Consider the following 26,277-nt stretch of genomic DNA (forward strand, 5'->3'; position numbering starts at 1 on the left):
CATCGCCCGGAGGCGGCTGGCTGGCTGTCTTGGAATCCGTTGGCCACTGCCAACGTGTTGCCACTTTTCGTAAAATGCTTCGTCGGGGTCAAGCCAAGCGACGGCCAGTTTAAATCTATTGTAAACTGGAGTGTTGGAATTCGCGCGCCGACAAACTTAAGAACAACCAAGACTTTCCGAAACAGGACGCGCGAAACGAATGAATGCTGGCTCTCCCCAAGACCCCGACGGCATGTCGGGCAAAGACGCCGGCGATCAATCTAGAACGACTCTAATTGAGCGATCGATCCCTTTGACGGATAACCGTATCCAGAGCCGTGACCTGTTCGTGTCCTCGCGCGAGATCACCATCTCCCATGGCGAGGAAACCTATCGCTTGCGGCTGACCTCGCAAAACAAGCTGATCCTGACCAAATGAACTGCAGAATGCCCGCACCCCGAACGACCGGCGTATTGCTCGGCGTCACGCTCGCCCTCGCCGCTGGTCTTTGCGTGAGCGCTGTCCCGTTCGCGGCCGCCCGCGCCGAAAGCATCGTCGTCCATGATGCCCGTGGCCGCGACGTCGCCATAGGCAACCGGTCGCGCATCGTCTCGATCGGCGGCGCGATCACGGAAATTCTGTATGCGCTCGGCCTCGAGGACCGGATCGTCGGTGTCGACACCACGAGTCTTTACCCCCCGAAGGCGCTCGGCGAAAAGCCGAACGTCGGCTACATGCGGCAACTGAGCGCAGAGGGCGTGCTCGGCCTCAACCCGCAACTGATCCTCGCCATCGAAGGCTCCGGCCCGAAGGAAACGCTGGAAGTTCTCGACGCAGCGAAAATTCCGTTCGTGTCGTTTCCCGAGACCTACACCGAGCAAGGCCTGATCGATAAGATCAAGATGGTCGCGCATGCGATGGACGCCGACGCCCGCGGCGCGTGCCTCACCGCGGCGGTCAGCGGCGATCTCGCCGAATTGAAGAAGCTGCGCGACAACGTCAAGAAGCCCGCGCGCGTGATGTTTGTGATGTCGTTCCTGAACGGCCGCGCCATGGTGGCAGGACACAAGACGGCGGCAAACGAGATCATCAAGCTCGCCGGCGGCGTCAACGCGGTTGACGGGTTCGAGGGCTACAAGCCGGTCAATGACGAAGCCATCGTCGCCGCCAAGCCGGATGTCATTCTGACCATGCAGCGCGGCCGCGAGCAGCTCGACGCCCAGACCGTGTTCGCCAATCCGTCGTTTGCGCTGACGCCGGCTGCCGCCAAGAAATCGTTCGTGGCGATGGACGGACTTTATCTCTTGGGCTTCGGTCCGCGCACCGCCGCTGCAGCCCGCGATCTCGCGCTGTCGCTTTATCCCGACCTCACCGACAAGGCCGCGACATGGAAGCCGGCGACGCTGACCGTCGACTGCCATAAATGACGACGGCCGAAGCAGCGTCCGCGACGCCACGCCCTCTCGCCCCAAGTGTTTCCATGCGGCCTTCGGCCATTCTTGTTTACGCCGTTCTGATCGCCGGGGTCTTCGCGGTCGCGCTGCTGGCGACCACCGTCGGCGCGGCAGGCATTCCGCTGCCCCGCCTTGCCGCTGCGCTGGGATTCAACATCGGCCATGCCGATCCCGCCATGCTCGCGCGCGATGAACTTGTGCTGTGGTCGATCCGGATTCCGCGCATCGCCGTCGCAGGCATGATCGGCGGTCTTCTCGCCCTGTCCGGTGCCATCATGCAGGGACTGTTCCGCAATCCCCTCGCCGATCCGGCGCTGGTTGGCGTGTCCAGCGGCGGCGCGTTCGCAGCGGCGTCCGCCATCGTGATCTCCGACAGCGCATGGGGCGCGAGCTTCCGCTTCCTGCAATTCGAACTGCTGCCTGTCGCGGCGTTTGCAGGCTCGCTGATCACCACCACGATCCTCTACAAGATCGCCAGCCGCGAGGGCCGCACCTCCGTCGCGATCTTTCTGCTGGCCGGCCTCGCCATCGCGGCCATCGCCAACGCCGGCATCGGGCTTCTGGTGTTCGTCGCCGATGACCGCCAGTTGCGCGACATCACCTTCTGGTTGCTCGGCTCGCTCAGCGGCGCGACCTGGCCGAAAGCCGGGGTGGTTGCGCCGGTCGCACTGCTTGCGCTGCTGGCTATCCCGCTGATCGCCCGCGGTCTCGACGTGCTGGTGCTTGGAGAAGCGGAAGCGTTTCACACCGGTGTGGATGTCGAACGGTTGAAAAAAATCTCGATCGTGCTGATTTCCGCGATGACCGGCGTTGCGGTGTCGATCTGCGGCGTGGTCGGCTTCGTCGGCATCGTCGTTCCGCATCTGCTGCGGATCGTGATCGGCCCCGGCCACCGGATGCTGCTGCCCGCCTCGGTCTGCCTCGGGGCCATTCTGCTCATTCTCGCCGACACCATTGCGCGCGTGCTGGCGGCCCCGGCCGAAGTGCCGATCGGAATTCTCACCGCGGTGCTCGGCGCGCCGTTCTTCCTGTTCATCCTGTTGCGGCAGCGGGCGCTGATCGGATCATGACCTCGCCGGTCCCTGCCATGATCGAAGCCAACGCGATCTGCATGAAAGTGCGGCAGGCGACGCTGCTCGATAACGTCAGCGTGCAGCTTCGCGGCGGCGAGACCGTCGCCATCGTCGGGCCGAACGGCGCCGGCAAATCGACGCTGCTGCGCCTGCTGTCCGGCGATCTTCGCTGCACCGGTGGCGGCGTTCGCCTCAAGGGCCGCGATCTCGCCTCGTTCTCCTCGCGCGAGCTGGCGAACCATCGCGTCATGCTGTCCCAGCATGTCAACGTCTCCTTCCCCTTCACCGTCGAGGAAATCGTGGCCATGGGCGCGGGCGATCGCCCCCGCACCGTCGCAACCCCTCTGGTCGATGCGGCCATTGCCGAACTTGATCTCGCGCCGTTCCGCCACCGCGAATTGCCGACGCTGTCGGGCGGCGAACAGCAGCGCGCCCACTTCGCGCGTGTTCTGGTGCAACTGGCCTGCGGCGAAGCGGACCATGGCCCCGGCGTGCTCCTGCTCGACGAGCCGACATCCAGCCTCGACCTGCGCCACCAGATCAATCTTGTTGAAACAGCGAAACAACGGGCTCGCACCGGCACCGCCGTGGTCGCGGTGCTGCACGATCTCAACCTCGCCGTCCGGTTCGCGGATCGCATTATCGTTCTGCGCAAGGGAATGGTCGCCGCTGACGGTAGCCCCACCGAGACGATCACTAACGAGATGATCAGACAGGTCTTCGAGGTCGAGACCAATATCGGCTCCGAGGACGGCCAGCCCTACGTTCTGCTCCAGCGCATGCAATAATCCGCGAATGCGGCGGCGCACGCGCTGCCGATTGCGATTTCAGGCCATTTGCGCTATTTCACGCATCAGAACTGGTCAGACCTCCTGCATCGCAGCAACCAAGATCCATCTGATGTTAAACATCGGATGATTGTCGCGGTGAATGCCCGCGTGCTAGCTTTGGCAAATGAAGTCGCCCGCCAAACCCCGTCCAAAGCCAGTCAGCAAGCTCATCAAGCCGGGCCGCATTCAGGCCGTGCTGCGCACGCTCGGCAGCGAGATCGCGCAGGATCTGATCCCGGTCGGCGCGACGCTGCCGCCGGAACACGACCTCGAGAGCCGTTTTGGCGTCGGCCGCGGCGTGGTGCGCGAAGCGATCAAGACGCTCGCCGCCAAGGGACTGGTCAGCGTGCGGCCCCGCCACGGCACCCATGTGCGGCCGCGCGGCGACTGGAGCCTGCTCGACCGTGACGTGTTGAGCTGGCTGATCAGCAAGGAAGAGCCGAATCGCGACCTGCTGCTTGCGCTCCAGGAAGTCCGCCTGATCATCGAGCCTGCTGCCGCCGCCCTCGCCGCCGAACGCGCGACAGCGAAGGATCGCAAGCGCATCATGACGGCGCTCGCCGCAATGGAAGCCTCGCACGACGTGCCGACCGCCATCATCGCCGACAAGGCATTCCACCTGGCGATCATCGACGCCACGCACAATCCGGTGCTGCAGGGTTTCCGCGGCGCCATCGACACCATTCTCAGCGCCGTCTTCATGGTCGCCACCGGCAGTCCGGGCTGGTTTCACGAAAATCTGCCGAACCACGCCATCGCGGCCCGCGCCATCGGCGAGGGCAACGCTGAGAAGGCACGCGCGGCAATGCAGCAAGTGCTCGGTTATACCCAGTTCAAGCTGTCGAAGAAGAAATACGGACGGGCGCGAACGTCATCCGGCAAGCAGGCGGTCAACGGCAAGCTCAGGAAGAAGCGCGTCGCGTGACGCAACAATCCGTCACGGCAACCGGTTCGCCACACGAACGCGCGATGCGCGTACCCGCCTGACTGGAATGTGTCAGTCCTGGTTGGCGTTACTGCAAATACCTTGTGCAAATTCTGCAAGACCTCTGCAACCCGCTAGAAGTGCAAGCTTTCGTCGCACCATCCCGAGAACCGGATCATAGACGTGCGCCGAAAGCCCGCTTAAGCTGTCATCGAACCACTGACATCCGGCGAACGGATGCGGACACAAAGAGCCGGCGCGACCGGACAATTCGGGAGGAACATATGAAGCGCTTCACGCGAACCCTTGGCATGTTGACGGCCTGTTCGGCCGCATTTCTGGCGCTCACTGGCCCATCGTTGGCACAGGAAACCTTCAAGGTCGGCATCGTCACCTTCCTGTCGGGTCCCGCCGCCGAAAGTTTTGGCGTGCCCGCCGGCAAAGCTGCGGAATTCGTCATCGGCGAATTGAACAAGGGCGCCGTACCGGCTCCCTATAATAAAGCCGGCTTCGGCGGCATGAAGATCGAGCCCATCGTCATCGACGAGAACGGCGGCGCGACCAAACAGGTGCAAGAGCTGCGCAACCTCTATCAGCGCGACAATGTCGACGCCGTCATCGGCTATATCGGATCCGGCGACTGCCTCGCGGTCGCGCCCATCGCGGAAGAGCTGAAGAAGCCGCTGTTCCTGTTCGACTGCGGCACGCCGCGCATCTTCGAGGAAGCCAAATACAACTACGTCTTCCGTACGGCCGCCCACGCCACCCAGGATAACGTCGGGCTCATCCGTTACATGAAGATGAAGAACATCAAGATGGATACGTTCTCGGCCATCAACCAGGATTACGCCTGGGGCCAGGACAGCCGGGCCGACTTCGTCGCGGCCGCGGCCCAGCTTTACCCCAATGCGAAGCTCGGCGCGGACCTGCTGCCGAAGTTCGGCGCGGGCCAGTATGGCACCGAAGTCTCTGCTCTGGTGTCGGCCGGATCTGATGTCGTCTATTCGAGCCTCTGGGGCGGCGATTTGCAGGCCTTCGTCCTGCAATCGGTGCCACGCGGCCTCGCCAAGCGCAGCCAGTTTGTGTTCAGCGCCGCTGACCACGTCCTGCCGCCGCTCGGCGACAAGATGCCCGACGGCGTCATCATCGGCGCACGCGGCTCCTATGGTCTGATGTCGCCGAAGACCCCGCTCAACGAGTGGTTCTTCAGCGGCTACGAAAAGGCCAACGGTGCCTATCCCGTGCAGGCCGCCTATCGCGTCACGCAGTCGATCCTCGGCGTGAAGAACGCGGTCGAGAAGGCCATGGCCAAGAACGGCGGCAAGAAGCCAAGCGCCGATGAACTGGTCGCTGCGATGACCGGCTCCGAATGGCAGAGCCCAGGCGGCCTGATCCAGATGAAGAACGGCGACGGTCATCAGGCCATCCAGCCGATCTCGTTCAGCCGCACCAAGTACAACGCAGAGAAGAAGCGCGTCGATCTGGTCGACATCGTCAACTTCGAAGCCGAATGCGTTAACCCGCCTCCGGGCGTGAAGGCGATCGACTGGATCAAGGGCGGAATGAAGAACGACAAGTGCAAGTAATCTGATCAGATCGCACATGTCGCCTCGAACACCATGCGCCCCCTCTCCCCGTTGGGGAGAGGGTGGGGTGAGGGGCGCTTGATGCCTCTGCTCGGATACCGATCCCCCTCACCCGGCGCTACGCGCCGACCTCTCCCCACCGGGGAGAGGTGATCCCGGCATCGCGGCACGAAAGACACATGAACACTTTTCTCACGGTCATACTCGACGGCCTGATCCAGGCATCGTGGCTATTCGTCGTGGCGCTGGGGCTAACCCTCGTCTTCGGCGTGCTCAAGATTCTCAACATCGCCCACGGCGGCTTCTACGCGCTGGGCGCCTATCTCGCCGCGACTGCCGTCACCATGGCCACCGCGCATAAGGTTCCTCCGGGCCTTGGCTTTATCCTGATGCTGGTGTCGGTGGCCCTCATCGCCGCGGCAATCGGCCTGCTGATGGAGCGCGGACTCATCAAGCTGTTCTATGGCCGCGATGAAGTCGTGCTGCTCCTCGTCACCTATGCTGTGTTTCTGATCTTCGAAGACGCGACCAAATTGATCTGGGGCGTCAATCCGATCTACGCCAACCAGCCTTATGAACTGTTCGGCAATGCCGAGTTCGCCGGGTTGTTCTACGTCGGCTACGATCTCATGCTGATTCCGCTGTCGGCGGCCATCGGCTTCGCGGTGTGGTTCGGTCTCAACCGCACCACCACCGGCAAGATCGTCACGGCGGTCATCCACAATGCCGAGATGAGCGCCAGCATGGGCGTGAAGATCAATCGGGTCTACGCGCTGGCCTTTGCCTTCGGTGTCATGCTCGCCGCACTGGCCGGCGGACTGACCGCGCCGAAGATTTCGGTGCAGCCGGGACTGAGCTCCGAAATCATCATTCTCAGCTTCGCCATCGTCGTAATCGGCGGCCTCGGCAGCGTTGAAGGCGCAGCCGTCGGCGCCATCCTTGTCGGCCTCGCGCGTGCCGCGTCGGTCCATCTGCTGCCGCAGGCCGAATTGTTCATGATCTATCTCATTATGGCTGCCGTGCTGATGTTCAGACCCGAGGGCTTGTTCCGCCGTGAAACCGCGAGGCGGATCTGATGAAATACGCCACAAATCCATTCGTTCTTTTCGGCCTCGTCGTACTCGCTGTGCTGTTCGGCCGCGTGATTCCAGCGTGGACGCTGTCGCTCGCCACCGTCGCCGCATCGAAGGCGCTGGTCGCGCTCGGCATCGTTGTACTGGCGCGCACCGGCAACGTCTCGTTCGGGCAAGGCCTGTTCTATGCCGGAGGCGGCTATGGCGTTGCTCTCATCGCCCACAGCTGGGGCCTGACGGATGCCGTCGCGCAGGTTCTGATCGGCGCGGTGTTCGGCGGTCTGCTCGGCCTGATCATCGGCCCGCTCATTGCCCGTTACACCGGCATCTTCTTCGGCATGCTGACGCTGGCGCTGTCGATGGTGCTCTACGGTGCGCTGGTCAAGACCACCGTGCTTGGCGGCTCCGACGGATTCAACGTGGGCCGCCCCACCCTGTTCGGCGCGGTGTTCAACGATCCACGCGAAGCGGACTTCATGCTCTACGCGGTGTCGGTCGTCGCCACCGGCCTTGCGGGCATCTTCGCAACGATCCTGTTCCGCTCGCAGTTCGGGCTGACAAGCCTCGCAGTGCGTGAAAACAACCTTCGTGTCGAATATCTCGGCACCTCCGCGAACCGCATCGTCACCATCAATTTCATCATCGCGGCAACATTCGCCGGCGCCAGCGGGGCCCTCGCCCTGATGGCCCAGCGACACATCGATCCGGAATTCGCCTACTGGACCACATCCGGCGAATTCGTCTTCATCGCGGTGCTCGCGGGCACGCAGAGCGTCGCCGCGGTGTTCATTTCAGCTGTTGTGCTCGAACTGGTGCGCTCGTTCTCCAATCTCTACCTGCCGAACACATGGCAGCTCGTGCTCGGCCTGTTCCTGCTGGCGGTTATCCTGTTCCTGCCGCGCGGCATCGGATCGCTCTGGAATCGGAAGAAGCGCACGACGGAAGCGCCTCCGGAACCGGCAATCGCCGGGAAAGGAGCGGCATCATGAAGCCCGTCCTTTCCGTCCGCGGACTGCAGAAGCGTTTCGGCGCGGTGGTCGCCGCCGACAACGTCAGCATCGATATTCCAGCGGGCCAGAAGCTTTGCCTGATCGGCGCGAACGGCGCGGGCAAGACCACGTTCGTGAACATGGTGACGGGCTACATGAAGCCCGACAGCGGCGCGATCGAACTTGACGGCTCGCCGATCGGACGGCGCTCCCCGCGCGATGTCGCCAAGCTCGGGATTTCGCGCTCGTTCCAGATTCCGCAGCTCTTCATCGAACTCACCGCGGCGGAAAATCTCACCGTTGCCGTCTCCAGCGCGGAAGGCGGAAAGCTCTCGGTGACCGCCCCTGCGGACAGCGGCGACCGCCGCGACAAGGCCGTCGCACTGCTCGACCGTTTCGGCCTGGCCGGCCACGCGGACCGCCCGGTGGCCGAACTGGCCGGCGGCGTCCGCAAGCTGGTCGATATCGCCATGGCGCTGGCGCGCCGTCCGAAATTGCTGCTGCTGGATGAACCGACCTCCGGCGTCTCTGCGGAGGAGAAATTCGCGACGATGGACCGCGTCATTCACGCCGTGTCGGAAGAAGCCGCTACCATCGTCTTCGTCGAACACGACATGGACATCGTCAGCAAATATTCCGACCGCGTGGTCGCCTTCTACAACGGTCGCATTCTGGCCGACGGCGAGCCGTCAACCGTGCTGAAAGACAACGAAGTGCGCCGCTATGTGACAGGAGGCGCACGATGACCCCCGCCCGCCCGCTGCTTGATATCGACAATCTCGCGGTCGAGATCCAGTCAATGCCCGCGCTGCGCGGCTTCACCATGCACCTTTCTGAGGGCGCCATGGTCAGCCTCGTCGGCCGCAACGGCGCCGGCAAAACCACGCTGATGCGCTCGATCATGGGGCATCTCGCACCCAAGCACGGTACGATCCGTTTCGGCGGCGAAGACCTGGCCGCCCTGCCGCGTCATGCCCGCGCCGGTCTCGGCATCGGCTACATGCCGGAAGATCGCGGACTGGTGCCTCAACTGACGGTAGAAGAAAACATCCTGCTGCCGCTGTGGGTCGCGAAGGATGTCGATCGCAAGGCGCGGCTGGACTTCGTCTACGAGGTGATCGGTGAACTGACCACCATGCGCGACCGCAAGGCGCTGCTGCTGTCCGGCGGACAACAGAAGCTGGTTGCGCTCGGCCGCGCGCTCGGCATCGGAACAAAATGCCTGCTGCTCGATGAGCCATTCGAGGGGATCGCACCTGCCCTGTCCGAACGCATCTCCGATGTGCTTGCCTCGCTCAAGGGCAAAGGTTTAACTGTCTTGATGTCTCAATCCGATTTGAATCATTCGCATACTTTGTTCGATGCTGAATTCGTGATCGAGCGCGGAGCCAACCTTACAGCCTGACATTGCAGGACAGGACACGACGACATGGACTGGTCGCAATATCCGATTCCAGCAATGCGGCTGGAAACCCGTTTCGGCGATCGCGTCGTCCCAGCCTTCGAGAACCGGCCGGCGAATATCTGGGCGATGGTCGCCGATGCAGCCGTGCGGCATCCCGACAGCGACGCCTTGATCTGCGGCGACGAACGGATGACCTGGCGCGAGGTCGCGCAGAAATCCATGCAGATCGCGGCGGGCTTCAAGGAAATCGGGCTGAAGCCCGGCGACCGCATCGCGCTTCTGCTCGGCAACCGCAACGAATTCGTACTGGCGCTGTTTGGCGCAGCCCATCTCGGCCTCGTGAGCGTGATGCTGAGCACGCGCCAGCAAAAGCCCGAAATTGCCTACGTTCTGACCGACTGCGGCGCGAAGCTTCTCATTTATGAAGACGCCATGGCAGACCGCCTGCCCGATCAACTCGAACTTCCAGAACTGCTTCACCGCGTGTCGATCAGCCCCACCGAGGGCGCACTGGCGTTTCAGGATCTTGTCGCAACCGACGCAGCGCAGTCGCCGGCAGCGGTGGACGAGCAGGATACTGCGATGATCCTGTACACGTCGGGGACGACGGGAAGACCCAAAGGCGCGATGCTGGCGCATTGCAACCTGATCCATTCGGCGATGGTGTATGAAGCCTGCCTCGAACTGACCCACAAGGACCGCTCGATCGCCGCCGTTCCGCTCGCGCATGTCACCGGTATTGCGGCCAATATCATGAGCATGGCGCGTTGCTCCGGCGCGCTCATCATCGTGCCGGAATTCAAGGCCGCAGAATATCTGAAGATCGCCTCGCGCGAACGCGCCACACAGACGGTGATGGTGCCCGCGATGTACAATCTGTGCCTGCTGCAGGCCGATTTCGACTCTTACGATCTGTCCGCCTGGCGCATCGGCGGCTATGGCGGCGCGCCGATGCCGGTCGCAACCATCCAAAAACTCGCGGAGAAACTTCCCGGGTTGAAACTGGTCAATGCCTACGGATCGACCGAAACATCGTCGCCTTCAACCGTCATGCCGCCGGAATTCACCGCGAGCCACGGCGACAGCGTCGGCCTGCCCTGCCCCGGCGCGCATATCATGGTCATGAGCGCCGACGGACGCGAACTGCCGCGCGGCGAGGTCGGCGAACTCTGGATCCACGGCGGCTCGGTCATCAAGGGGTACTGGAACAATCCGCGCGCGACGGCGGAGAGCTTTACCGCCGGTTACTGGCATTCCGGCGACCTCGGCTCGATCGACGAGCAGAACTTCGTGCGCGTGTTCGATCGGCAGAAGGACATGATCAACCGCGGCGGTCTCAAGATCTATTCGGCGGAGGTGGAGTCGGTATTGGCCGGTCATCCCGCGGTGATCGAAAGCGCCATCGTCGCGCGCCCCTGCCCGGTGCTGGGCGAGCGCGTTCATGCCGTGGTGGTGGTCCGCGCGGAGATCGATTCGCCGACGCTGCGTTCATGGTGCGCCGAGCGCATGTCGGATTACAAAGTCCCGGAAACCATCTCGATCGGTACCGAGCCGCTGCCGCGCAATGCCAACGGCAAGGTCATGAAGAAGAACCTGCGCGACAGCCTGACGGGCTAAGCATCTCTGCGGACAGTAGGTGTTCCCAACGGCCTAGCTAATACAATCGGGAAATTCAGCGATTCAATTTCGTCATTGCGAGGAGCTCTTGCGACGAAGCAATCCAGCTTGTCTTTTGCTTCTGGATTGCTTCGCTGCGCTCGCAATGACGGCGCGAGATCGCCGCGCTCAGCGCTCAGCGCTCAGCGAACGCCTTCTCGACCACGAAATCAGCCGGTTCGCCATGATTGCCTTCAACGAAGCCGCGATCCATCAAGAGCTTCTTGGTGTCCAGCAGCAGCGCCGGGCTTCCGCACATCATGACGCGATCTTTGGCCGAATCGAGGTCAGGCAGCGAAATGTCGGAGAACAGCTTGCCCGATGTGATCAGGTCGGTGATGCGGCCGCGATTGCGGAACGGGTCGCGCGTCACGGTCGGATAATAGATGAGCTGCGCGCGCACCATGTCGCCGATCATCTCGTCCTGCGGCAGCTTCTCGGTGATCAGCTCGCCATAGGCCAATTCCCTGACGTGACGGCAGCCGTGCAGCAGCACGACCTTCTCGAAACGCTCGTAGGTCTCGGGGTCCTTGATGACGCTCAGGAACGGTGCGAGGCCGGTGCCGGTGCCGATCAGATAGAGGTTGCGGCCATCGGTGAGGTTGTCGATCACCAGTGTGCCGGTCGCCTTGCGGCTGACGATGATCTCATCGCCTTCCTTGAGATGCTGGAGGCGAGAGGTCAGCGGGCCGTCTGCGACCTTGATCGAGAAGAATTCGAGGTTCTCTTCATAGTTCGCGCTCGCGACGCTGTAGGCGCGCAGCAGCGGCTTCTCGTTCACCTTGAGGCCGATCATGGTGAACTCGCCATTGCGAAACCGGAACGACGAATCGCGCGTGGTCGTGAAGCTGAAAAGATTGTCGGTCCAGTGATGGACGCTGAGAACCGTTTCCTGATTGAAGTTGCTCATAACCGGACCCATGCTCTTGCAATCGGTGAGCGCATAATCGCCGGACTTGCGGGCGGTCACGCCTCACGCAGAACTTCTCGCCAATGAATTTTGCTGGATGACCTGAAGACGGCGGCAGCATTCACGACGCCGGTGAAATAGCCGAATTTGCGTTTTTGGTCAATTACATACCGCGCCTGCGTCATGCCTCAAGGGCAGACCCACGTTGCATTCTAAGATCATGATCCGGAGGAGAAATTTCCTCCCGCACAGAGCCCGCCGGGAGGAAATTACACTCAATCTAACCGCCCGGATAACCGCGGCTGAGGAGCGCTCAGCCGCGGCAACCGGTCTTACTTCTTCACCATCGCGCAGTTGCCCTCGCTCATCGGCCGGAACGCTTCCGCCGCCGGGATCGTCTCAACCAGCTTGTAGAAATCCCAGGGGGCCTTGGATTCAGCCGGTGTTTTCACCTGGAACAGATACATGTTGTGGATGTGACGGCCGTCTTCACGGATCGTGCCCTCGCCGAACAGCGGGTCCTTCGACGGCATCGCCTTCATCTTGGCGACGACCGCCTGCCCATCCGTCGTGTTGGCAGCGGCGGCTGCGCGCAGGTAATGCAGCGTGCCGGCATAGACGCCCGCCTGGATGGCGGTCGGCCGCCGTCCGCCGCCCACGATCGCGGTGAAGCGATCAGCGAACTTGCGCGTGCCTTCGTTGGTGTCCCAATAGAAGCCCTCGGTCAGATAGAGGCCCTTCGCGCCCTGCAGCCCGATGGCGTTGACGTCCGTGACCTGCATCAGAAGCGCCGCAAGCTCCTGTCCGCCGGCCTGAATGCCGAACTCGGAGGCCTGCTTCACGGAGTTGACGGTGTCGCCGACCGCATTGGCGAGCGCGACAATCTTGGCCTTGCTGGCCTGTGCCTGCAGCAGGAACGACGAGAAGTCCGACGCGCCGGGCGGATGCCGCACGCTCCCCAGCAGCTTTCCGTTTTGCGCCTTCACGACATCGGACGCATCCTTTTCGAGCGAATGGCCGAAAGCATAGTCCGCCGTGACGAAGAACCACGAGTCCTTCTTAGCCTTCAACAAGGCCAGCGCCGTTCCGTGCGCCAGCGCCCAGGTGTCGTAGGTCCAGTGCACGGTGTTCGGCGAACACTTCTCGCCGGTCAGCAGTGATGAGCCGGGTCCCGACGCGATGAACGCGGTTTTCGAACCACGCGTGGCTTCCTGCACCGCCAGCGCCACCGACGAGAACGGCACGTCGAGAATGGCATCGATCTTGTCGATGTCCATCCAGCGCCGCGCCAGCGCACCGCCGATATCCGCCTTGTTCTGGTGATCCGCCTGAACGAGTTCAACCTTGATATCCGGCTTCTCGGCCTTGAAGTCTTCGACTGCGAGACGCGCGGCGGCAACCGAACCTGCGCCGGTGGAATCGGTCGCGATACCGGTGAGATCGGTCAACACGCCAAGCTTGATGGTGTTGTTGGCAATCTGCGCGCTTGCCGGAGCCATGAGCGCCAGCAGCATCGCGGCGCCCGCCAGAAAAGCCGATTTCGATTTTAGCATTTGTATCCTCCCGGTTGAATTTCTTATGTGGTTGTCCGGTCTCGCCGGAATTGCTTAGCGTCGAATCGTTTCCAAGACTTCCTGCGCGACGTCGATACGCACCGTTGCGCGCTCGACCAACACTTTCGCAACAGCCTCGACCTCATCGCCGACAGCGCCGGCCATGATCGCGATGTTTTGCGCGTGAAGCGCCATGTGGCCGGACTGGATGCCCACCGTGGCGAGCGCCTTCAGCGCAGAGAAATTCTGCGCGAGTCCGACCGCCGCGATGATGCGCGCCAGCCGTTCCGCCGTGGTCACGCCGAGAATCTTCAGGCACGCCTGCGCGGTCGGATGGATCTTGGTCGCGCCGCCGATCAGACCGACCGCGAGCGGCAGTTCGATCGACCCGGAGAGATCGCCGTCCTTGTTGATCTCGTAGCGCGTCAAACTCGTGTAGCGCCCGCCGCGCGCCGCATAGGCATGCGCACCCGCTTCCACCGCGCGGGTGTCATTGCCAGTCGCGAGGATCACCGCGTTGATGCCGTTCATGATGCCTTTGTTGTGTGTGGCCGCGCGATACGGATCGGCTTCAGCGAACTGATACGCGCTGATGATGCCGTCGCGCACGCTTTCTCCGCCGATGTCGGCGAGCTTCCAGACCGCGTGCGCACGCGCAAGTCGCCGGTCCGCCAGATTGGAGAGGATGCGCAGGAACACGCGCCCGCCACTCCATGTGGCGATATGCGGCGCGATTTTTTCCGCCATGGTGTTGACGGCATTGGCGCCCATCGCATCGCGCGTATCGACAATCAGATGCGTGATGACCATCGGCCCGCCCAGCGTATCGAGAATCCGCACCTCGACATCGCGGAAACCGCCGCCAAGCTTCACCAGCAGCGGATCGCAGGCGTCGCAGATTGCCTTGATCTCGTCGCGCTTCTCCAGAAGACGAAGGCGCGCAGCATACGGATCCGACACATCGACGGCCTGCACCTGCGCGATCATCAGCGTGCCGGACACCGAAGTGGTAAAGCCCGCGTCATAGGTCTGGCGCGCGGCGTTGCAGACTGCGGCGACGACGGAGGATTCCTCGGTCGCCATCGGGATCAGCACGTCTTCGCCATCGACCTTGACGTTGGTCGCGATGCCGATCGGCACATTCATGGTGGCGATAACGTTTTCGATCATCTTGTCCGCGAGCTGCGGCGACAGATTGCCCATATCGGCAAGGTGAGCTGCGGTCGCGGGATCAAGCCCCGCGAACGAAGCCACCAGATCGAGCCGTTCCTGCGGCGACTTGCGGTGAAATCCAGCGATCCGCGAACTGCGGTTCGCGCCATGCTTGGCGACAGTCATTATTCAGCGTCTCCCAGACCGAAGTCCTCTTGAGGGGATTCTCGGCCGCGGAAACTGTATGGTGACGGGGGTACGCCACAAGGAACACTTTGCACAATTTCAGGAAGGTCCGTACCATTCGCAACATGGGTACAGTTCATCATCTCGGCCGCGGAACCACGCGATCGCGCGTCGAGACCATTGTTGATGCGATCATTGCGCGGATCGAGCGCGGCGCGATCCGGCCCGGCGAACGCCTGCCGTCGATCCGCGACGCGTCGAAACTGTTCGGTGCATCAAAGAATACCATCGTCGATGCCTATGACCGGCTGGTCGCGTCGGGGCAGATCGAGAGCAAACCCGGCTCCGGCTTTTACGTTTCGATGCATCGCCCCAAGCGCGCGGAGACAATCGAACCTGCGAAAGTCGAGGCCGTCGACAGCGTCTGGCTGCTGCGCGAGCAACTCGAAAAACGTTACGAGGTGCGTGTCGGTGATGGACGGCCGCCGGCGGCGTGGATGGAAGGCTCGGAGGTCGGGCCTTATCTGCGGCCGGTCAGCCGGCCCGGGAAGCGCAATCTGCCCGAGAGCTACGGCAGTCCCTACGGCCTGTTGCCGCTGCGGCAGCGCATCGCGGGTCTTTTGGCCGAGCGATCGATCGGAGCGGAGCCGACGCAGGTTCTTTTGACTCAAGGCGCGAATGACGCGCTCGACATGATCGTGCGCCAGTACATCGAGCCGGGCGATCCCGTTCTCGTGGACAGCCCCGGCTATTATCCGCTGTTCGGCAAGCTGCGGCTGGCCAAGGCGCGGCTGATCGGCGTGCGGCGAACCGCCGACGGGCCGGACCCGGACGATCTCGCCGCCAAGGCGGCCAGCACCGGCGCACGGATGTTCTTCACGCAATCGCTGGCGCACAACCCGACGGGTTGCTCGATCACGCTTCCGATCGCCTATCGGCTGCTGCGCACCGCGACGGAGCACAACTTGCGCATCGTCGATTCGGATCCGTTCGCCGACGTGCTGTCGAATACGTCCCCCCGCCTCGCCGCGCTCGATCAGCTCGACCGCGTGATCTATGTCGGTACCTTCGCCAAGACTCTCTCCGCCAGTCTGAGGTCGGGATACATCGCGGCCAACGCTGACACCGTCGCGCGGCTGGCCGATCTCAAGATGATCACGCGCGCCAACAGTTCGGGTTATATCGAGCAGATCATCTACGACCTGATGACCAGCGGGCGCTATCGCGGCCATCTCAAGCGGTTGACCGGCCGCATCGAAGCGGCAACCCGCCAGGCCAACGACACACTGTCACGCCTTGGCCTGCCGGTATTCGGCCAGCCGCGCGGCGGATTTTACATGTGGTGCGAACTGCCCGATCACATCGACGACACGCAACTGTCGCGCATCGCCGCCGAGCGCAGCATCCTGCTCGCGCCGGGTTCAGCGTTCAATCCGGACGCGATGCCTGCTCACCCCGCGATGCGCGTCAATATCGCGCATGTCGGCGATCCGCGGTTCGCAAGTTTCATGGCCGAACATCAAGCACCATAGAGCATCCAGTGCGGTGCGCCGTTGTACGCACAGCGGCCAACGGTAAAGACGCTCCAATTTTTTTGGCGTCGCAACATTAACACGCGGCAATTTTGTTCCGGCCCGCTCGAATTCCGTTTCAAACAACCGCTCGCTGCAATCATCCGATCTTTGCTTGACTTGAACTTCTCCGGCCAGCAGTCTGTCGGCTCAAATAAAAAGCACCGAACACGAATTCGGATGCATCAGGGAGAAACGTCATGAAGTCTTTTCTCAGCCTTCTCGCAACAGCGAGCATCGTCAGCGCCGGCACCCTTCTCGGCCCCGTTCCAGCTTCCGCCCAGCAAACCATCAAGATCGGCGTTCCAACCTCGGTCCAGCTTCAGGTCGGACGCGACACGCAGAACGCCATTAAAATGGCGATCGAGGACATCAACAGCAAAGGCGGCCTCGTCGGCCGCAAACTTGAAATGGTTGTCGCGGACGAAACCGAGAACCCCGAACAAGGCATCGCGGCGATCAAGAAACTCACAGCCGACGACAAGGTCGATGTGCTGATCGGCGGTTACACCAGCGGCGTGACGCTGGCCCAGTTACCGCACATTTCCAATGCGAAGACGATCTATCTCGGTGTCGGCGCTGCGTCGCCCGCGATCACCGCGAAGGTGAAGGCCGACTACGAGAACTACAAATATATCTTCCGCGTTTCTCCGATCCACGCTGGCCATCAGGCCCGCGCGCTGGTCGATTTCATCGGCGGCAAGCTCAAGGGCGAGATGGGATTGAAGAAGATCGCCATCGTCGGCGAGAACGCCAAATGGGTGCAGGATCTCGTTCCGATCCTGAAGAAGGGCGCGGTCGAGGGCGGCACCGAAGTGCCGATGGCCGAATTCTTCGACACCTCGACGTCGGACTTCTCGCCATTGTTCGCCAAGGTCAAGGCCAGCGGCGCGCAGTATCTGATCGTCATCCTGTCGCATGCGTCGTCGGACATTTTCGTCAAGCAGTGGCATGATGCGCAGGTGCCGATTCCAATCGGCGGCATCGACGTCAAGAGCCAGGACGCGGACTTCTTCACCCGCGTGAGCGGTAAGGCGCTGTCGGAGACCGTCGGCCTGTTCGCGACCCGCGCCGCGCTGACCCCGAAGACCATCCCGTTCTGGGATGAATTCGTGAAGCGCTACGGCACCGCGCCAGTCTACACCGGCGTCGGCGCCTACGATGCAATCTACGTCTACGCGGACGCCGTGAAGCGCGCCAACTCGGTCGAGCCGAACGCGGTGATCAAGGAACTCGAGAAGACCGACTATGTCGGCATCGCCGGCAAGATCGTGTTCGACGAAGTCCACGATGTGAAGACCGGACCCGGCCTGCAGAACCTGCTGTTCGCGCAATGGCAGAAGGACGGCGCACGCGTCGTCGTGTGGCCGAAGGCTTCCGAAACCGGAAAGATGATCCCGCCGCCCTGGATGAACTGAACAGACTCACGTCGTGAGAACGGCGGCCGGTAACAACCTTACCGGCCGCCGATCCCGAAGGCTCGCCTTCCCCTTACGCCCCGTGATCCGGTTCTGACATTCGTATCCTCAGCAGCAGGCGGTTATGCTCGAAATCCTGATCTATGGCGCTGTGTCCAGCGCAATCTACGCGATGCTCGCGGTGGGCTTCACGCTCATCTTCGGCGTCGCCCGCATCCTCAATCTCGCCCACGGCGCATTCTATGCACTCGGCGCCTACGCGGCTTATGTCTTCACATCCCTGCTGAACCTGCCGCTGTTCATCGCGGCACCGCTGGCCGTTCTTCTGGTCGCGGGATTTGGCGTGCTGATGGAGCGGTTTCTGGTGCGGCCGTTGCGGGCGTCGCAGCTCGCGGTGCTGATGATCACGCTCGCCGTATCGCTGGCCGTCGAACAGGCGCTGTTCATCACCTTCGGCTCCGAATATCGCAACGTGCCTTCCTTCGTCGCCGACAAGATTTCCATCGGCGGCGTCGATATCGGCGGGCAGAGACTGCTCGCCCTCGTTGCGGGCATTCTGGTGCTGCTGACGCTGTGGCTCTTCATTCAACGCACGCGCCTCGGCGCGGCCATTCTCGCGGTGTCGCAAGACCCCGAAGCCGCGCAGTACATGGGCATCCCCACCAACCGCATTTTCTCCATTGTCATGGCGATCTCGGCGGGGACCGCAGCGCTGGCCGGCGTATTGGTCTCGCCGTTCCTCACCGTGCAGCCGACCATGGGCCTGCTGCCGATGGTGAAGGCGTTCGCCATCGTCATCGTCGGCGGCCTCGGATCGATCCCCGGCAGCATCATCGCCTCGCTGATCCTCGGCTATTCCGAAACCATCGTGGCCTATCTGGTCTCGACATCGTGGACTGAACTCGTGTCCCTCGTCGCAGTCGTCATCACCCTCATGATCAGACCGTCCGGGATTCTCGGCCGGCGGGCGGCGTTCTGACATGCGGCAGATTTCATTGATCGATGTCGCTGGCGGTATCGCTGTGGTGGCCGTGCTCGCACTCGCCCCCGTGTTCGTGGCCAGCAACTATCTCACCGGCGTGCTGACGGTCTGCGTCATCTACGGCATCTGGGCCTCGAGCTGGGACTTCATGTCGGGCCTGACCGGCCGCGAGAATTTCGGCCACTCGCTGTTCATCGGCGCAGGCGCCTATACTTCAGGCTTCATGGCCACGATCTGGTTCACGAATCCGTGGTACAGCCTGCCGGCGGCAGTCGTCATCGCCGTTATCTTCAGCCTGATCGTCGGCTTCCCGACATTGCGCCTGCGCGGTCCCTACTTCGCGCTGGCCATGCTGTCGGCCTCCGCGATCCTGCAACGCCTCTGCCTGATCTTCTGGGAACAGACCGGCGGCGAGGAAGGCCTCTACGGCCTCGACCCGCTGATCCGAAATCCCCTGCACTACTACTGGTTCGTGCTGGCGGTCCTTGTCGTCACGGTCATCGTGCTGGTGCTGCTGGCGCAATCGCACTGGGGCCTGCTGCTTCGCGCCATTCGCGGCGACGAGGCGACCTGTCAGGCCGCCGGAATCAACGTGACGTTCTATAAGATCGCATCGCTTGCGATCAGCGCGGCCTTCGCCGGGCTCGGCGGCGCGCTCTACGCGCACTACCAGCTTCAGGTCAGTCCGCCGCTGTTCTCCGTCGTGGTGTCGATCACCATCATCATCATGGTCTATGTCGGCGGCATCGGTTCGATCTACGGTGCTGCGATCGCCGCGATCCTGCTCACGCTGCTCACCGAAATGCTGCGCGGCTTCGGCGAATACCGGCTCTGGATCTACACCCTCACCCTGATGCTGATCCTGTTCTTCCTGCCGAATGGCCTCATCGCGCCGCTCTGGCGCAGAATGACGGAGCGCTTCCGATGACCGCGCTTCTTGAAGTCAACGACGTCACCAAGCGCTTCGGCGGCCTCACGGCCGTGAAGAACGCAACCTTCACGCTGCAGAGAGGCGAGTTCACCGGAATCCTCGGTCCCAACGGCGCGGGCAAGACCACGCTGTTCAATATGCTCACCGGCTTTATGGGACCAACATCCGGAGCTGTCACATTTAACGGTGAAGCGCTGCAAGGACTCGCGCCCTACAAGATCGTCAACCGCGGCATGGCGCGGACCTTCCAGCTCTGCCGTCCTTTTGTGGGCATGAACCTGCTGGAGAATGTTCTCGTCGCCTGCATGTCGCCACGCGCACATGTCGACAAGGACAAGGAAGAACGCGCGCGCCACCTCCTCGAACAGGTGGGGCTCGGCGGACGCGGGCTGGAGCCAGTGGAAACGTTGCCTTACGGCGACCTGCGGCGGCTCGAAATTGCGCGCGCGCTGGCGACCCGGCCCGATCTCTTGTTGCTCGATGAACCCTTCGCCGGATTGGGCAGCAGCGAGATCGAACCGCTTGCGCAACTGATCAAACGCCTGCATCGCGAGGAAAACCTGACCATCCTTCTGATCGAACACAAGCTGCGCGAGTTCATGGCGCTGGTCTCCCGGGTGATCGTGATGAATTTCGGCGAGATCATCGCTGTGGGGCCACCCGAGGAAATCGTGAAAAATCCGAAAGTGATCGAAGCCTATATCGGCAAGACGGAGGACGCTCATGCCTCTGCTTGAAGTCTCCGATCTGCGCGTCAGCTACGGCAAGGCGCTCGCCATCGAATCCGTTTCGATCAAGGTCGACAAGGGTGAACTGATCGGCGTGCTCGGGCCCAACGGCGCAGGCAAGACCACGCTGCTGAAAGCGATCTCGCGTTCCATTCCCTCGCAAGGCACGCTGACGTTCAAGGGCCAGTCCCTCGACGGCGTCGCGCCCTACGACGTGGTGGCGCGCGGCATCTGCCATTGTCCCGAGGGCCGCAAGCTGTTCTCGGAACTGTCCGTGCTGAAGAATCTCCAGCTCGGCGCCTACCTGCGCAAGAACAACGCCGAGATCAACGCCGACCTCGAACGTGTGTTCACGCTGTTTCCGGTGCTGCGCGAACGGCAATGGCAGCAATCGAGCACGCTTTCCGGCGGCGAACAGCAGATGGTGGCCATCGGCCGCGCACTGATGGGGCGGCCGGAATTGCTGCTGCTCGACGAGCCGTCGGTCGGCATCGCGCCACGCTTGAAGGGCCTGATCTTCGATGCGATCCAGCAGATCCGGAAGGACGGCACCGCCATCCTGATCGTCGAGCAGGACGCGACCTCGACCTTGCGGATCACCGACCGCGTCTATGTCCTCGAGCATGGCCGCACCATCCGCGAGGGAACGGCGAAAGACCTCGCGGGCGACGAGTATATCCGGCAGGTTTATCTCGGGGTGTGAAGCTTGAGCGATCAGCCGTCATTGTGAGGAGCGTAGCGACGAAGCAATCCAGTTCTTTTCTGTAGCTCTGGATTGCTTCGCTCGCAATGACGCCGTGAACTACTTCTTATCCAGCGCGCCTTCGGCCTTCAGCACTTCGTGCGCGGCCTTGAAGGCCTCCAGGCCTGCAGGAATGCCGCTGTACACGGTGGCGTGCAGCAGAACTTCCTTGATCTCCTCGACGGTCACGCCATTGGTCAGCGCGCCTTTGACATGGAGCTTGATTTCGTTGGGTGCTTTCAGCGCCGTCAGCATCGCGAGGTTGAGCATGCTGCGGGTCTTGCGGTCGAGGCCGGGCCGCGTCCAAGCATAGCCCCAGCACCATTCAGTGGTGATGTTCTGGAAGGCCATCATGAAATCGTCGGCCTTGGCGATGCTGCCGTCGACATAGTCCTTGCCCAGAACGTCACGCCGGACGGCCAGACCCTTCTTGAATTGTTCGCTTTCACCGCTCATGACGCTCTCCAGAACTTCGATTGATGATGGGTAATCCAACAGCCTTAGCGGCTGGGCACTGATCCGACAATCGCCGGTTCTGCCGCGCCGCCATGACGCATTCGATGGCTAGTGTGGTGGTTCGCAAGTCCGCATCATTTCTACGGCGCCTTCATTTGCGGACTTCCGGACCAAAACCACACTAGAATTATATTTTCTAGTGTCCTTTTGAATCCGAAATTCGCTAGGAAAGTGCTGCAAAATGATGCGAACTTCGGATTCAGGACACTGGCTAATTCGCCTTCGCTCCCGATGCCTGAATAACCGGCGACCATTTCGCGACTTCAGCCTTGAGATGAGCAGATAACGCCTGTGGGGTCGCCTGTTCCGGCTTTACCGGCTCGACGCCGAGCGCGGCCATGCGTTCGATAACTTTTGGATCTTTCAGTGCGGCCTGCAAAGCATCGTTCAGTTTCTTCCGGACGTCAGCCGGCAACCCCTTCGGCGCCCACATTGCATGCCATGCGGCGACCTCGAAGCCCTTGAGGCCGACTTCGTCGAGGGTCGGCAGGTCCGGCAGAATCTTCAGGCGCTCTTTGGTCGTGGCGGCGTATCCCTTGATCTTGGCGTCCTTGATCTGCGCAGTGGTGGTCGTGGTCTGGTCGCACATCATGTCGAACTGGCCGCCGAGCAGATCAGACATCGCAGGTCCCGTTCCGCGATAGGACAAGGCGGTCATCTGGGTGTTGACCGCGCTCATGAACATGATCGCGCACAGGTGCGATGCAGAACCGATGCCCGCGTGGGCATAGGTCACAGCGGTTTTCTTCTGCTTGACCCAGTCGATCAGGTCCTTGGCCGTCTTCGGCTCCAGACCGGCCTTGCCAACAATCGTCATCGGCACGTCCGCGATGCGGCCGATGGAATCGAAGTCGTCGATCACATTGTAGCGGAGGTTGTCGTAGAGCGACGGCGCCGTCGCCTGCGCGATGTGCCAGACCGTGACCATGTATCCATCGGCAGGAGATTTGACGACGCGGGTCATTCCGATGGTGCCGCCGGCACCGCCGACATTCTCGACGACGATCTGCTGACCCAGCGTTCGGCCCATCGATTCCGCGATCAGGCGAGAGACCGCGTCAGTCGGCCCTCCCGCCGCAGCCGGAACGATCAATGTGATCGGACGCGACGGAAAGTCCTGTGCCGCAGCCGGTCCGATTCCCGAAATCGACAGCGTGGCAATTGCAACTGCAAATCCTGCGAAGAATCTTCGCATCGTGTCCTCCCTGTGTTTTTGTTTCCTCGCGTTATTTTCTTCTTGGCTTTTTTGTTGCTTCGCCCGGGTCCGGGTCTAGTTCTCCTGATTGTCTCCGGCCAGTGCATCGCAGACGGCCTTGGTGACATCGGCAGTTCTTGCTTTTCCGCCCAGGTCCGGCGTGTGCAGTGACTTGTCGGCCGTTACCTTTTCGATGGCCCGCATCAAGCGCGCCGCTGCGGATGGCTCGCCGAGATGCTCCAGCATCATGACACTGGACCAGAACGTCCCGATCGGATTGGCAATCCCCTTGCCGGTGATATCGAAGGCCGAGCCATGGATCGGCTCGAACATCGATGGAAACTGGCGTTCGGGGTTGAGATTGGCGGTCGGCGCGATGCCGAGCGAGCCTGCCAACGCCGCCGCCAGATCGGACAGAATATCGGCGTGCAGATTGGTCGCGACGATGGTGTCCAGGGTTTCGGGCTTCAGCGTCATCCGCATGGTCATGGCATCGACCAGCATCTTGTCCCACGTGACGTCGGGAAATTCGCTGGCGACCTCGGCCGCGATTTCGTCCCACATCACCATCGCATGACGCTGAGCATTCGACTTGGTCACGACGGTCAAGAATTTGCGCGGCCGTGAGCGCGCCAGTGCGAATGCGAAACGCATGATCCGCGCGACGCCAGCGCGCGTGAACATCGACACATCGGTGGCCACTTCCTCGGGCAAGCCGCGATGCACGCGCCCGCCGACGCCAGCGTACTCGCCTTCGGAATTCTCGCGCACGATCACCCAATCGAGTTCAGGACCGGAAACGTTACGCAACGGGCTGACGATCCCCGGCAGGATGCGCGTCGGGCGGACGTTGGCGTACTGATCGAACGGCTGGCAGATCGCAAGCCTCAGGCCCCACAACGTAACGTGATCGGGCACGTCGGGTGCGCCTGCGGAGCCGAACAGGATCGCATCGTGGGACTTGATCAGGTCGCGTCCGTTGTCCGGCATGAACGCGCCGGTTGTCTTGTAACGCTCCGATCCCCAGTCGAAATGATCGAACGCGAACGTGAAACCGCCATCACGCTTTGCGCATGCGGCGAGCGCTTCGACGCCCGCGGAGATGACCTCGGAGCCGATACCGTCTCCGGGAATGGCAGCAATTCGATAGGTTCTCACATGACATCCACTTGTTTGGCCGAACCCGACACGAACGCGAACTGCCGTCGCTGAGTGGGCCGGCAAGTCTCGCCTTCTGTCAGCGTCAGCACGCTAAGGGTGCTATCTTCCATGGAAGATGGTATGGATGTCAAGACACCTCGCGCAAGACACAGGCTAGCCTCTATAAGGAAGCGGCAGTCAGGAACCGGACATGAGTCGCCTTAAAACGCCGATCGCAGAGCCGCTTGCCAAAGCACCCTCGCTTGTCGCCGACGCCTATCAGGCGTTGAAGGACGCCATTCGCGACAACGCCTTCGCGCCCGGCTACCAGGGCTCGGAGCAGGAAATCGCGCTTCGGCTTGGCATGAGCCGGACCCCGGTCCATGAGGCTCTGATCCGGCTTCAGGAAGAAGGGCTGGTGCGGGTTCTGCCCAAACGCGGCGTCACCGTTCTGGCGCTGTCGCCTGACGATATGCGCGAGGTCTATGACGTGATCATCGCCCTCGAAGGCATGGCTGCCGAATTGATCGCCGGTATGAGCGCGAAAGACCGCCGTCCCATCGTTGCGGCCTTGGAGAGCATCAACGCCGAGATGAAAAATGCGTTGCAGCGCGATGAACTCGACGCATGGGCGCTTGCGGACGATCGCTTTCATCGCACCCTGATCGATGGCAGCGGGAACATGCGCCTGGCGCGCCTTGCCAATACCATCATGGATCAATCGCACCGCGCACGCATGATGACGCTCCGCCTGCGGGCCAAGCCGACGAAATCGCTCAAGGAGCATCAGGCGATCATCGCCGCCATCAAGAGCGGCGATTCCATGCTGTCCTGCAGCGAAGCCCAAAGTCACAGGCGGCGCGCGCGCAGCGAACTCCTGCCGCTGCTGGACCAGTTCGGAATGAAACATCTCTGACGCGTCGCCCGCGATTGCATAGGCGCATTCGCAAACTGCACCTGCTCCTGACCGGCGAATTGCGGTTCATAGACATATGAGTCGCGATTTGTCCTCCGGGCGTGCCCGATGACCCCCATCACCCCGGACATGAAACCGGGCATGAAGCCGGTCCACATCGCGCTCAACGTGCTGGCGCTGTGCTTCATGTTGTCCGTGCTCGGGCGCGGACTTGGCGAAACCTTCACCGTTTTCCTGTTGCCGATCTCGCAGACCTTCGGCTGGGACCGGGCGGAAATCATCTCCATCTACTCGCTGGCAGCGCTGGCCGGCGGCCTTTCGGCCCCCATCATCGGCCGGCTGTTCGACCGGTCCGGCCCCCGCGCCGTCTACTCATTGGGACTGCTGTTGCTCGGCTGCGCGTTCCTCGCCGCCGCCCATGCGCAGCAGCTCTGGCAACTCCAAGTCAGCCTTGGCCTGTGCGCCGGTTTCGGTGTCGCCTGTATCGGCAACGTCCCCAATTCGATCCTGCTCGGACGATGGTTCGGCCCGAAACTGCCGACCGCGATGGCCGTGGTCTACTCCGCGATGGGCGCGGGCGTGCTGATCCTGTTGCCGCTGTCGCAGGTTCTGATCGACCGACTGGGCTGGCGCGGCGCGTATCAGATCTTCGGCGGAACGGCGCTGATCCTGCTCGTTCCGCTGCTGTTCTTGCCGTGGAAACTGTTCGCGTCGGGCTCTGCCACGCTCGCCAAAAACGCCGCCGCCGAAGCCATCGACGAGGGCTGGACGTTGCTCAGCGCCATGCGCCATCACGCATTCTGGGCGCTGTTCTGGACATTCTTCTTCACCGCGGTCGGCATGTTCGCGCTCTCGGCGCAGATCGTCGCCTATCTGGTCGATGCCGGGTTTCCGCCGCTGCAGGCCGCGACCGCGTGGGGTTTCAGCGGCGTGGTGCTGCTGTTCGGAATGCTCGGCGTCACCTGGCTCGACGGCGTTATCGGACGTCGCCGCACGGTGCTGTTCAGCTACGCGCTATCGATTATCGGGATCGGCCTGCTCTGGCTGCTGAAATCGTATCCCAATGTCTGGCTGCTGACCGCATTCGTCGTGACATTCGGCAGCATGATAGGCTCGCGCGGCCCGCTGATCACCGCAACCGCGATGAAAATCTTTCGCGGCGAGCGAGTCGGCACCATCTATGGGACGATCACCATCGGCAGCGGCCTTGGCTCGGCGTTCGGTTCGTGGGCCGGCGGTCTGATCCACGACATGACGGGAGGCTACGACGCGCTGCTGCTGTTTGCCCTCATCAGCGTGATCCTCGGCATGATCCCGTTTCTCGTGGTCCCCGCCCTGCGGCAGTGACCGCGAACATCCCGGTTGC

The 26,277-nt window shown here is 62.2% G+C and carries 25 protein-coding genes; 19 read left to right on the forward strand and 6 right to left on the reverse strand.

Translation table 11 applies throughout. From position 1 onward, the window contains the following. The first annotated feature begins 199 nt into the window (after positions 1-199). The 11 genes from YH63_RS21750 (at position 200) to YH63_RS00380 (ending at position 10,932) form a co-directional block, all read left to right on the forward strand. Complete coding sequence (locus YH63_RS21750; protein ID WP_246657980.1) at positions 200-418, forward strand: hemin uptake protein HemP; 219 nt, start codon at positions 200-202, stop codon at positions 416-418. Further along, positions 415-1,407: a heme/hemin ABC transporter substrate-binding protein gene (locus YH63_RS00335; protein ID WP_137325079.1), complete on the forward strand. Its 993-nt coding sequence runs from the start codon at positions 415-417 to the stop codon at positions 1,405-1,407. Before YH63_RS21750 ends, YH63_RS00335 begins: the two co-directional genes overlap by 4 nt. 53 nt (positions 1,408-1,460) lie before the next feature. Continuing rightward, the gene (locus tag YH63_RS00340) at positions 1,461-2,504 is read left to right on the forward strand and encodes a FecCD family ABC transporter permease (RefSeq protein ID WP_137325080.1); all 1,044 of its coding nucleotides are present in this window, start codon (positions 1,461-1,463) and stop codon (positions 2,502-2,504) included. Further along, positions 2,501-3,295 (forward strand): heme ABC transporter ATP-binding protein, encoded by a 795-nt coding sequence (locus YH63_RS00345; protein WP_046829328.1) that lies wholly within the window; start codon positions 2,501-2,503, stop codon positions 3,293-3,295. The genes YH63_RS00340 and YH63_RS00345 overlap by 4 nt, the downstream gene beginning before the upstream one ends. A 166-nt stretch (positions 3,296-3,461) precedes the next feature. Beyond that, positions 3,462-4,262, forward strand: a complete 801-nt coding sequence (locus YH63_RS00350) for a FadR/GntR family transcriptional regulator (RefSeq protein ID WP_046829327.1) — start codon at positions 3,462-3,464, stop codon at positions 4,260-4,262. A 284-nt stretch (positions 4,263-4,546) separates the two neighbouring features. Further along, positions 4,547-5,848, forward strand: a complete 1,302-nt coding sequence (locus tag YH63_RS00355; RefSeq protein WP_046829326.1) for an ABC transporter substrate-binding protein — start codon at positions 4,547-4,549, stop codon at positions 5,846-5,848. Positions 5,849-6,027: 179 nt separating this feature from the next. Further along, positions 6,028-6,924, forward strand: coding sequence for a branched-chain amino acid ABC transporter permease (locus tag YH63_RS00360; protein ID WP_046829325.1), 897 nt, complete (start codon positions 6,028-6,030; stop codon positions 6,922-6,924). After that, a complete protein-coding gene (locus YH63_RS00365; RefSeq protein ID WP_046829324.1) occupies positions 6,924-7,910 on the forward strand; it encodes a branched-chain amino acid ABC transporter permease in 987 nt (328 codons plus the stop codon). Before YH63_RS00360 ends, YH63_RS00365 begins: the two co-directional genes overlap by 1 nt. Then, positions 7,907-8,656: an ABC transporter ATP-binding protein gene (locus tag YH63_RS00370; protein ID WP_046829323.1), complete on the forward strand. Its 750-nt coding sequence runs from the start codon at positions 7,907-7,909 to the stop codon at positions 8,654-8,656. Before YH63_RS00365 ends, YH63_RS00370 begins: the two co-directional genes overlap by 4 nt. After that, on the forward strand, positions 8,653-9,315 hold the full coding sequence (locus tag YH63_RS00375; protein WP_046829322.1) for an ATP-binding cassette domain-containing protein: 663 nt from the start codon (positions 8,653-8,655) through the stop codon (positions 9,313-9,315). The genes YH63_RS00370 and YH63_RS00375 overlap by 4 nt, the downstream gene beginning before the upstream one ends. 24 nt (positions 9,316-9,339) lie before the next feature. Further along, positions 9,340-10,932 (forward strand): class I adenylate-forming enzyme family protein, encoded by a 1,593-nt coding sequence (locus YH63_RS00380; RefSeq protein ID WP_046829321.1) that lies wholly within the window; start codon positions 9,340-9,342, stop codon positions 10,930-10,932. 175 nt (positions 10,933-11,107) lie between these two features. On the opposite strand, the gene YH63_RS00385 is transcribed toward YH63_RS00380, so the two are convergent. The 3 genes from YH63_RS00385 to YH63_RS00395 form a co-directional block, all read right to left on the reverse strand. Continuing rightward, a complete protein-coding gene (locus YH63_RS00385) occupies positions 11,108-11,881 on the reverse strand; it encodes a ferredoxin--NADP reductase (RefSeq protein WP_046829870.1) in 774 nt (257 codons plus the stop codon). Between the two features lie 332 nt (positions 11,882-12,213). Further along, positions 12,214-13,434 (reverse strand): ABC transporter substrate-binding protein, encoded by a 1,221-nt coding sequence (locus tag YH63_RS00390; RefSeq protein WP_046829320.1) that lies wholly within the window; start codon positions 13,432-13,434, stop codon positions 12,214-12,216. A gap of 54 nt (positions 13,435-13,488) precedes the next feature. Beyond that, positions 13,489-14,772: a hydroxymethylglutaryl-CoA reductase, degradative gene (locus YH63_RS00395; protein ID WP_137325081.1), complete on the reverse strand. Its 1,284-nt coding sequence runs from the start codon at positions 14,770-14,772 to the stop codon at positions 13,489-13,491. A 125-nt stretch (positions 14,773-14,897) separates the two neighbouring features. Here YH63_RS00395 and YH63_RS00400 point away from each other — a divergent pair, with 125 nt between their 5' ends. The 6 genes from YH63_RS00400 (at position 14,898) to YH63_RS00425 (ending at position 21,105) form a co-directional block, all read left to right on the forward strand. Next, positions 14,898-16,304: a PLP-dependent aminotransferase family protein gene (locus YH63_RS00400; RefSeq protein WP_046829318.1), complete on the forward strand. Its 1,407-nt coding sequence runs from the start codon at positions 14,898-14,900 to the stop codon at positions 16,302-16,304. 239 nt (positions 16,305-16,543) lie between these two features. After that, the gene (locus YH63_RS00405; protein WP_046829317.1) at positions 16,544-17,761 is read left to right on the forward strand and encodes an ABC transporter substrate-binding protein; all 1,218 of its coding nucleotides are present in this window, start codon (positions 16,544-16,546) and stop codon (positions 17,759-17,761) included. A gap of 124 nt (positions 17,762-17,885) precedes the next feature. Next, positions 17,886-18,740, forward strand: a complete 855-nt coding sequence (locus tag YH63_RS00410; RefSeq protein ID WP_046829316.1) for a branched-chain amino acid ABC transporter permease — start codon at positions 17,886-17,888, stop codon at positions 18,738-18,740. Position 18,741: 1 nt separating this feature from the next. Next, the gene (locus YH63_RS00415) at positions 18,742-19,671 is read left to right on the forward strand and encodes a branched-chain amino acid ABC transporter permease (RefSeq protein WP_046829315.1); all 930 of its coding nucleotides are present in this window, start codon (positions 18,742-18,744) and stop codon (positions 19,669-19,671) included. Continuing rightward, on the forward strand, positions 19,668-20,411 hold the full coding sequence (locus tag YH63_RS00420) for an ABC transporter ATP-binding protein (protein ID WP_046829314.1): 744 nt from the start codon (positions 19,668-19,670) through the stop codon (positions 20,409-20,411). Before YH63_RS00415 ends, YH63_RS00420 begins: the two co-directional genes overlap by 4 nt. Further along, positions 20,398-21,105 carry an ABC transporter ATP-binding protein gene (locus YH63_RS00425; RefSeq protein WP_046829313.1) on the forward strand — a complete coding sequence of 236 codons (708 nt, stop codon included), beginning with the start codon at positions 20,398-20,400 and terminating at the stop codon, positions 21,103-21,105. The genes YH63_RS00420 and YH63_RS00425 overlap by 14 nt, the downstream gene beginning before the upstream one ends. A gap of 99 nt (positions 21,106-21,204) precedes the next feature. Here the strand turns inward: YH63_RS00425 and YH63_RS00430 are convergent, their stop codons facing one another. The 3 genes from YH63_RS00430 to YH63_RS00440 all read right to left on the reverse strand — a co-directional run bounded on the left by YH63_RS00430 (position 21,205) and on the right by YH63_RS00440 (position 24,013). Further along, the gene (locus YH63_RS00430) at positions 21,205-21,600 is read right to left on the reverse strand and encodes a carboxymuconolactone decarboxylase family protein (protein WP_046829312.1); all 396 of its coding nucleotides are present in this window, start codon (positions 21,598-21,600) and stop codon (positions 21,205-21,207) included. Between the two features lie 271 nt (positions 21,601-21,871). After that, complete coding sequence (locus YH63_RS00435) at positions 21,872-22,855, reverse strand: tripartite tricarboxylate transporter substrate-binding protein (protein WP_046829311.1); 984 nt, start codon at positions 22,853-22,855, stop codon at positions 21,872-21,874. A gap of 75 nt (positions 22,856-22,930) precedes the next feature. Then, the gene (locus tag YH63_RS00440) at positions 22,931-24,013 is read right to left on the reverse strand and encodes a tartrate dehydrogenase (RefSeq protein ID WP_046829310.1); all 1,083 of its coding nucleotides are present in this window, start codon (positions 24,011-24,013) and stop codon (positions 22,931-22,933) included. A 193-nt stretch (positions 24,014-24,206) separates the two neighbouring features. Between YH63_RS00440 and YH63_RS00445 the strand changes: the two genes are divergently transcribed. Further along, entirely contained in the window at positions 24,207-24,911 is a 705-nt protein-coding gene (locus tag YH63_RS00445; protein ID WP_046829309.1) for a GntR family transcriptional regulator, read from the forward strand. Positions 24,912-25,019: 108 nt separating this feature from the next. Then, positions 25,020-26,258: an MFS transporter gene (locus YH63_RS00450; protein WP_046829308.1), complete on the forward strand. Its 1,239-nt coding sequence runs from the start codon at positions 25,020-25,022 to the stop codon at positions 26,256-26,258. Positions 26,259-26,277: the final 19 nt, after the last annotated feature.

The sequence above is a fragment of the Afipia massiliensis genome, from assembly GCF_001006325.2.
Taxonomy (GTDB): domain Bacteria; phylum Pseudomonadota; class Alphaproteobacteria; order Rhizobiales; family Xanthobacteraceae; genus Afipia; species Afipia massiliensis_A.

Bases quoted from the DNA above. Each gene is read 5' to 3' on its own strand.
- YH63_RS00355 (WP_046829326.1), top strand. From the start codon at position 4,547: ATGAAGCGCTTCACGCGAACCCTTGGCATGTTGACGGCCTGTTCGGCC.
- YH63_RS00380 (WP_046829321.1), top strand. From the start codon at position 9,340: ATGGACTGGTCGCAATATCCGATTCCAGCAATGCGGCTGGAAACCCGT.
- YH63_RS00420 (WP_046829314.1), top strand. From the start codon at position 19,668: ATGACCGCGCTTCTTGAAGTCAACGACGTCACCAAGCGCTTCGGCGGC.
- YH63_RS00345 (WP_046829328.1), top strand. From the start codon at position 2,501: ATGACCTCGCCGGTCCCTGCCATGATCGAAGCCAACGCGATCTGCATG.
- YH63_RS00365 (WP_046829324.1), top strand. From the start codon at position 6,924: ATGAAATACGCCACAAATCCATTCGTTCTTTTCGGCCTCGTCGTACTC.
- YH63_RS00405 (WP_046829317.1), top strand. From the start codon at position 16,544: ATGAAGTCTTTTCTCAGCCTTCTCGCAACAGCGAGCATCGTCAGCGCC.
- YH63_RS00385 (WP_046829870.1), bottom strand. From the start codon at position 11,881: ATGAGCAACTTCAATCAGGAAACGGTTCTCAGCGTCCATCACTGGACC.
- YH63_RS00425 (WP_046829313.1), top strand. From the start codon at position 20,398: ATGCCTCTGCTTGAAGTCTCCGATCTGCGCGTCAGCTACGGCAAGGCG.
- YH63_RS00390 (WP_046829320.1), bottom strand. From the start codon at position 13,434: ATGCTAAAATCGAAATCGGCTTTTCTGGCGGGCGCCGCGATGCTGCTG.
- YH63_RS21750 (WP_246657980.1), top strand. From the start codon at position 200: ATGAATGCTGGCTCTCCCCAAGACCCCGACGGCATGTCGGGCAAAGAC.
- YH63_RS00370 (WP_046829323.1), top strand. From the start codon at position 7,907: ATGAAGCCCGTCCTTTCCGTCCGCGGACTGCAGAAGCGTTTCGGCGCG.
- YH63_RS00335 (WP_137325079.1), top strand. From the start codon at position 415: ATGAACTGCAGAATGCCCGCACCCCGAACGACCGGCGTATTGCTCGGC.
- YH63_RS00375 (WP_046829322.1), top strand. From the start codon at position 8,653: ATGACCCCCGCCCGCCCGCTGCTTGATATCGACAATCTCGCGGTCGAG.
- YH63_RS00445 (WP_046829309.1), top strand. From the start codon at position 24,207: ATGAGTCGCCTTAAAACGCCGATCGCAGAGCCGCTTGCCAAAGCACCC.
- YH63_RS00430 (WP_046829312.1), bottom strand. From the start codon at position 21,600: ATGAGCGGTGAAAGCGAACAATTCAAGAAGGGTCTGGCCGTCCGGCGT.
- YH63_RS00350 (WP_046829327.1), top strand. From the start codon at position 3,462: ATGAAGTCGCCCGCCAAACCCCGTCCAAAGCCAGTCAGCAAGCTCATC.
- YH63_RS00395 (WP_137325081.1), bottom strand. From the start codon at position 14,772: ATGACTGTCGCCAAGCATGGCGCGAACCGCAGTTCGCGGATCGCTGGA.
- YH63_RS00415 (WP_046829315.1), top strand. From the start codon at position 18,742: ATGCGGCAGATTTCATTGATCGATGTCGCTGGCGGTATCGCTGTGGTG.
- YH63_RS00360 (WP_046829325.1), top strand. From the start codon at position 6,028: ATGAACACTTTTCTCACGGTCATACTCGACGGCCTGATCCAGGCATCG.
- YH63_RS00410 (WP_046829316.1), top strand. From the start codon at position 17,886: ATGCTCGAAATCCTGATCTATGGCGCTGTGTCCAGCGCAATCTACGCG.
- YH63_RS00450 (WP_046829308.1), top strand. From the start codon at position 25,020: ATGACCCCCATCACCCCGGACATGAAACCGGGCATGAAGCCGGTCCAC.
- YH63_RS00435 (WP_046829311.1), bottom strand. From the start codon at position 22,855: ATGCGAAGATTCTTCGCAGGATTTGCAGTTGCAATTGCCACGCTGTCG.
- YH63_RS00400 (WP_046829318.1), top strand. From the start codon at position 14,898: ATGGGTACAGTTCATCATCTCGGCCGCGGAACCACGCGATCGCGCGTC.
- YH63_RS00340 (WP_137325080.1), top strand. From the start codon at position 1,461: ATGCGGCCTTCGGCCATTCTTGTTTACGCCGTTCTGATCGCCGGGGTC.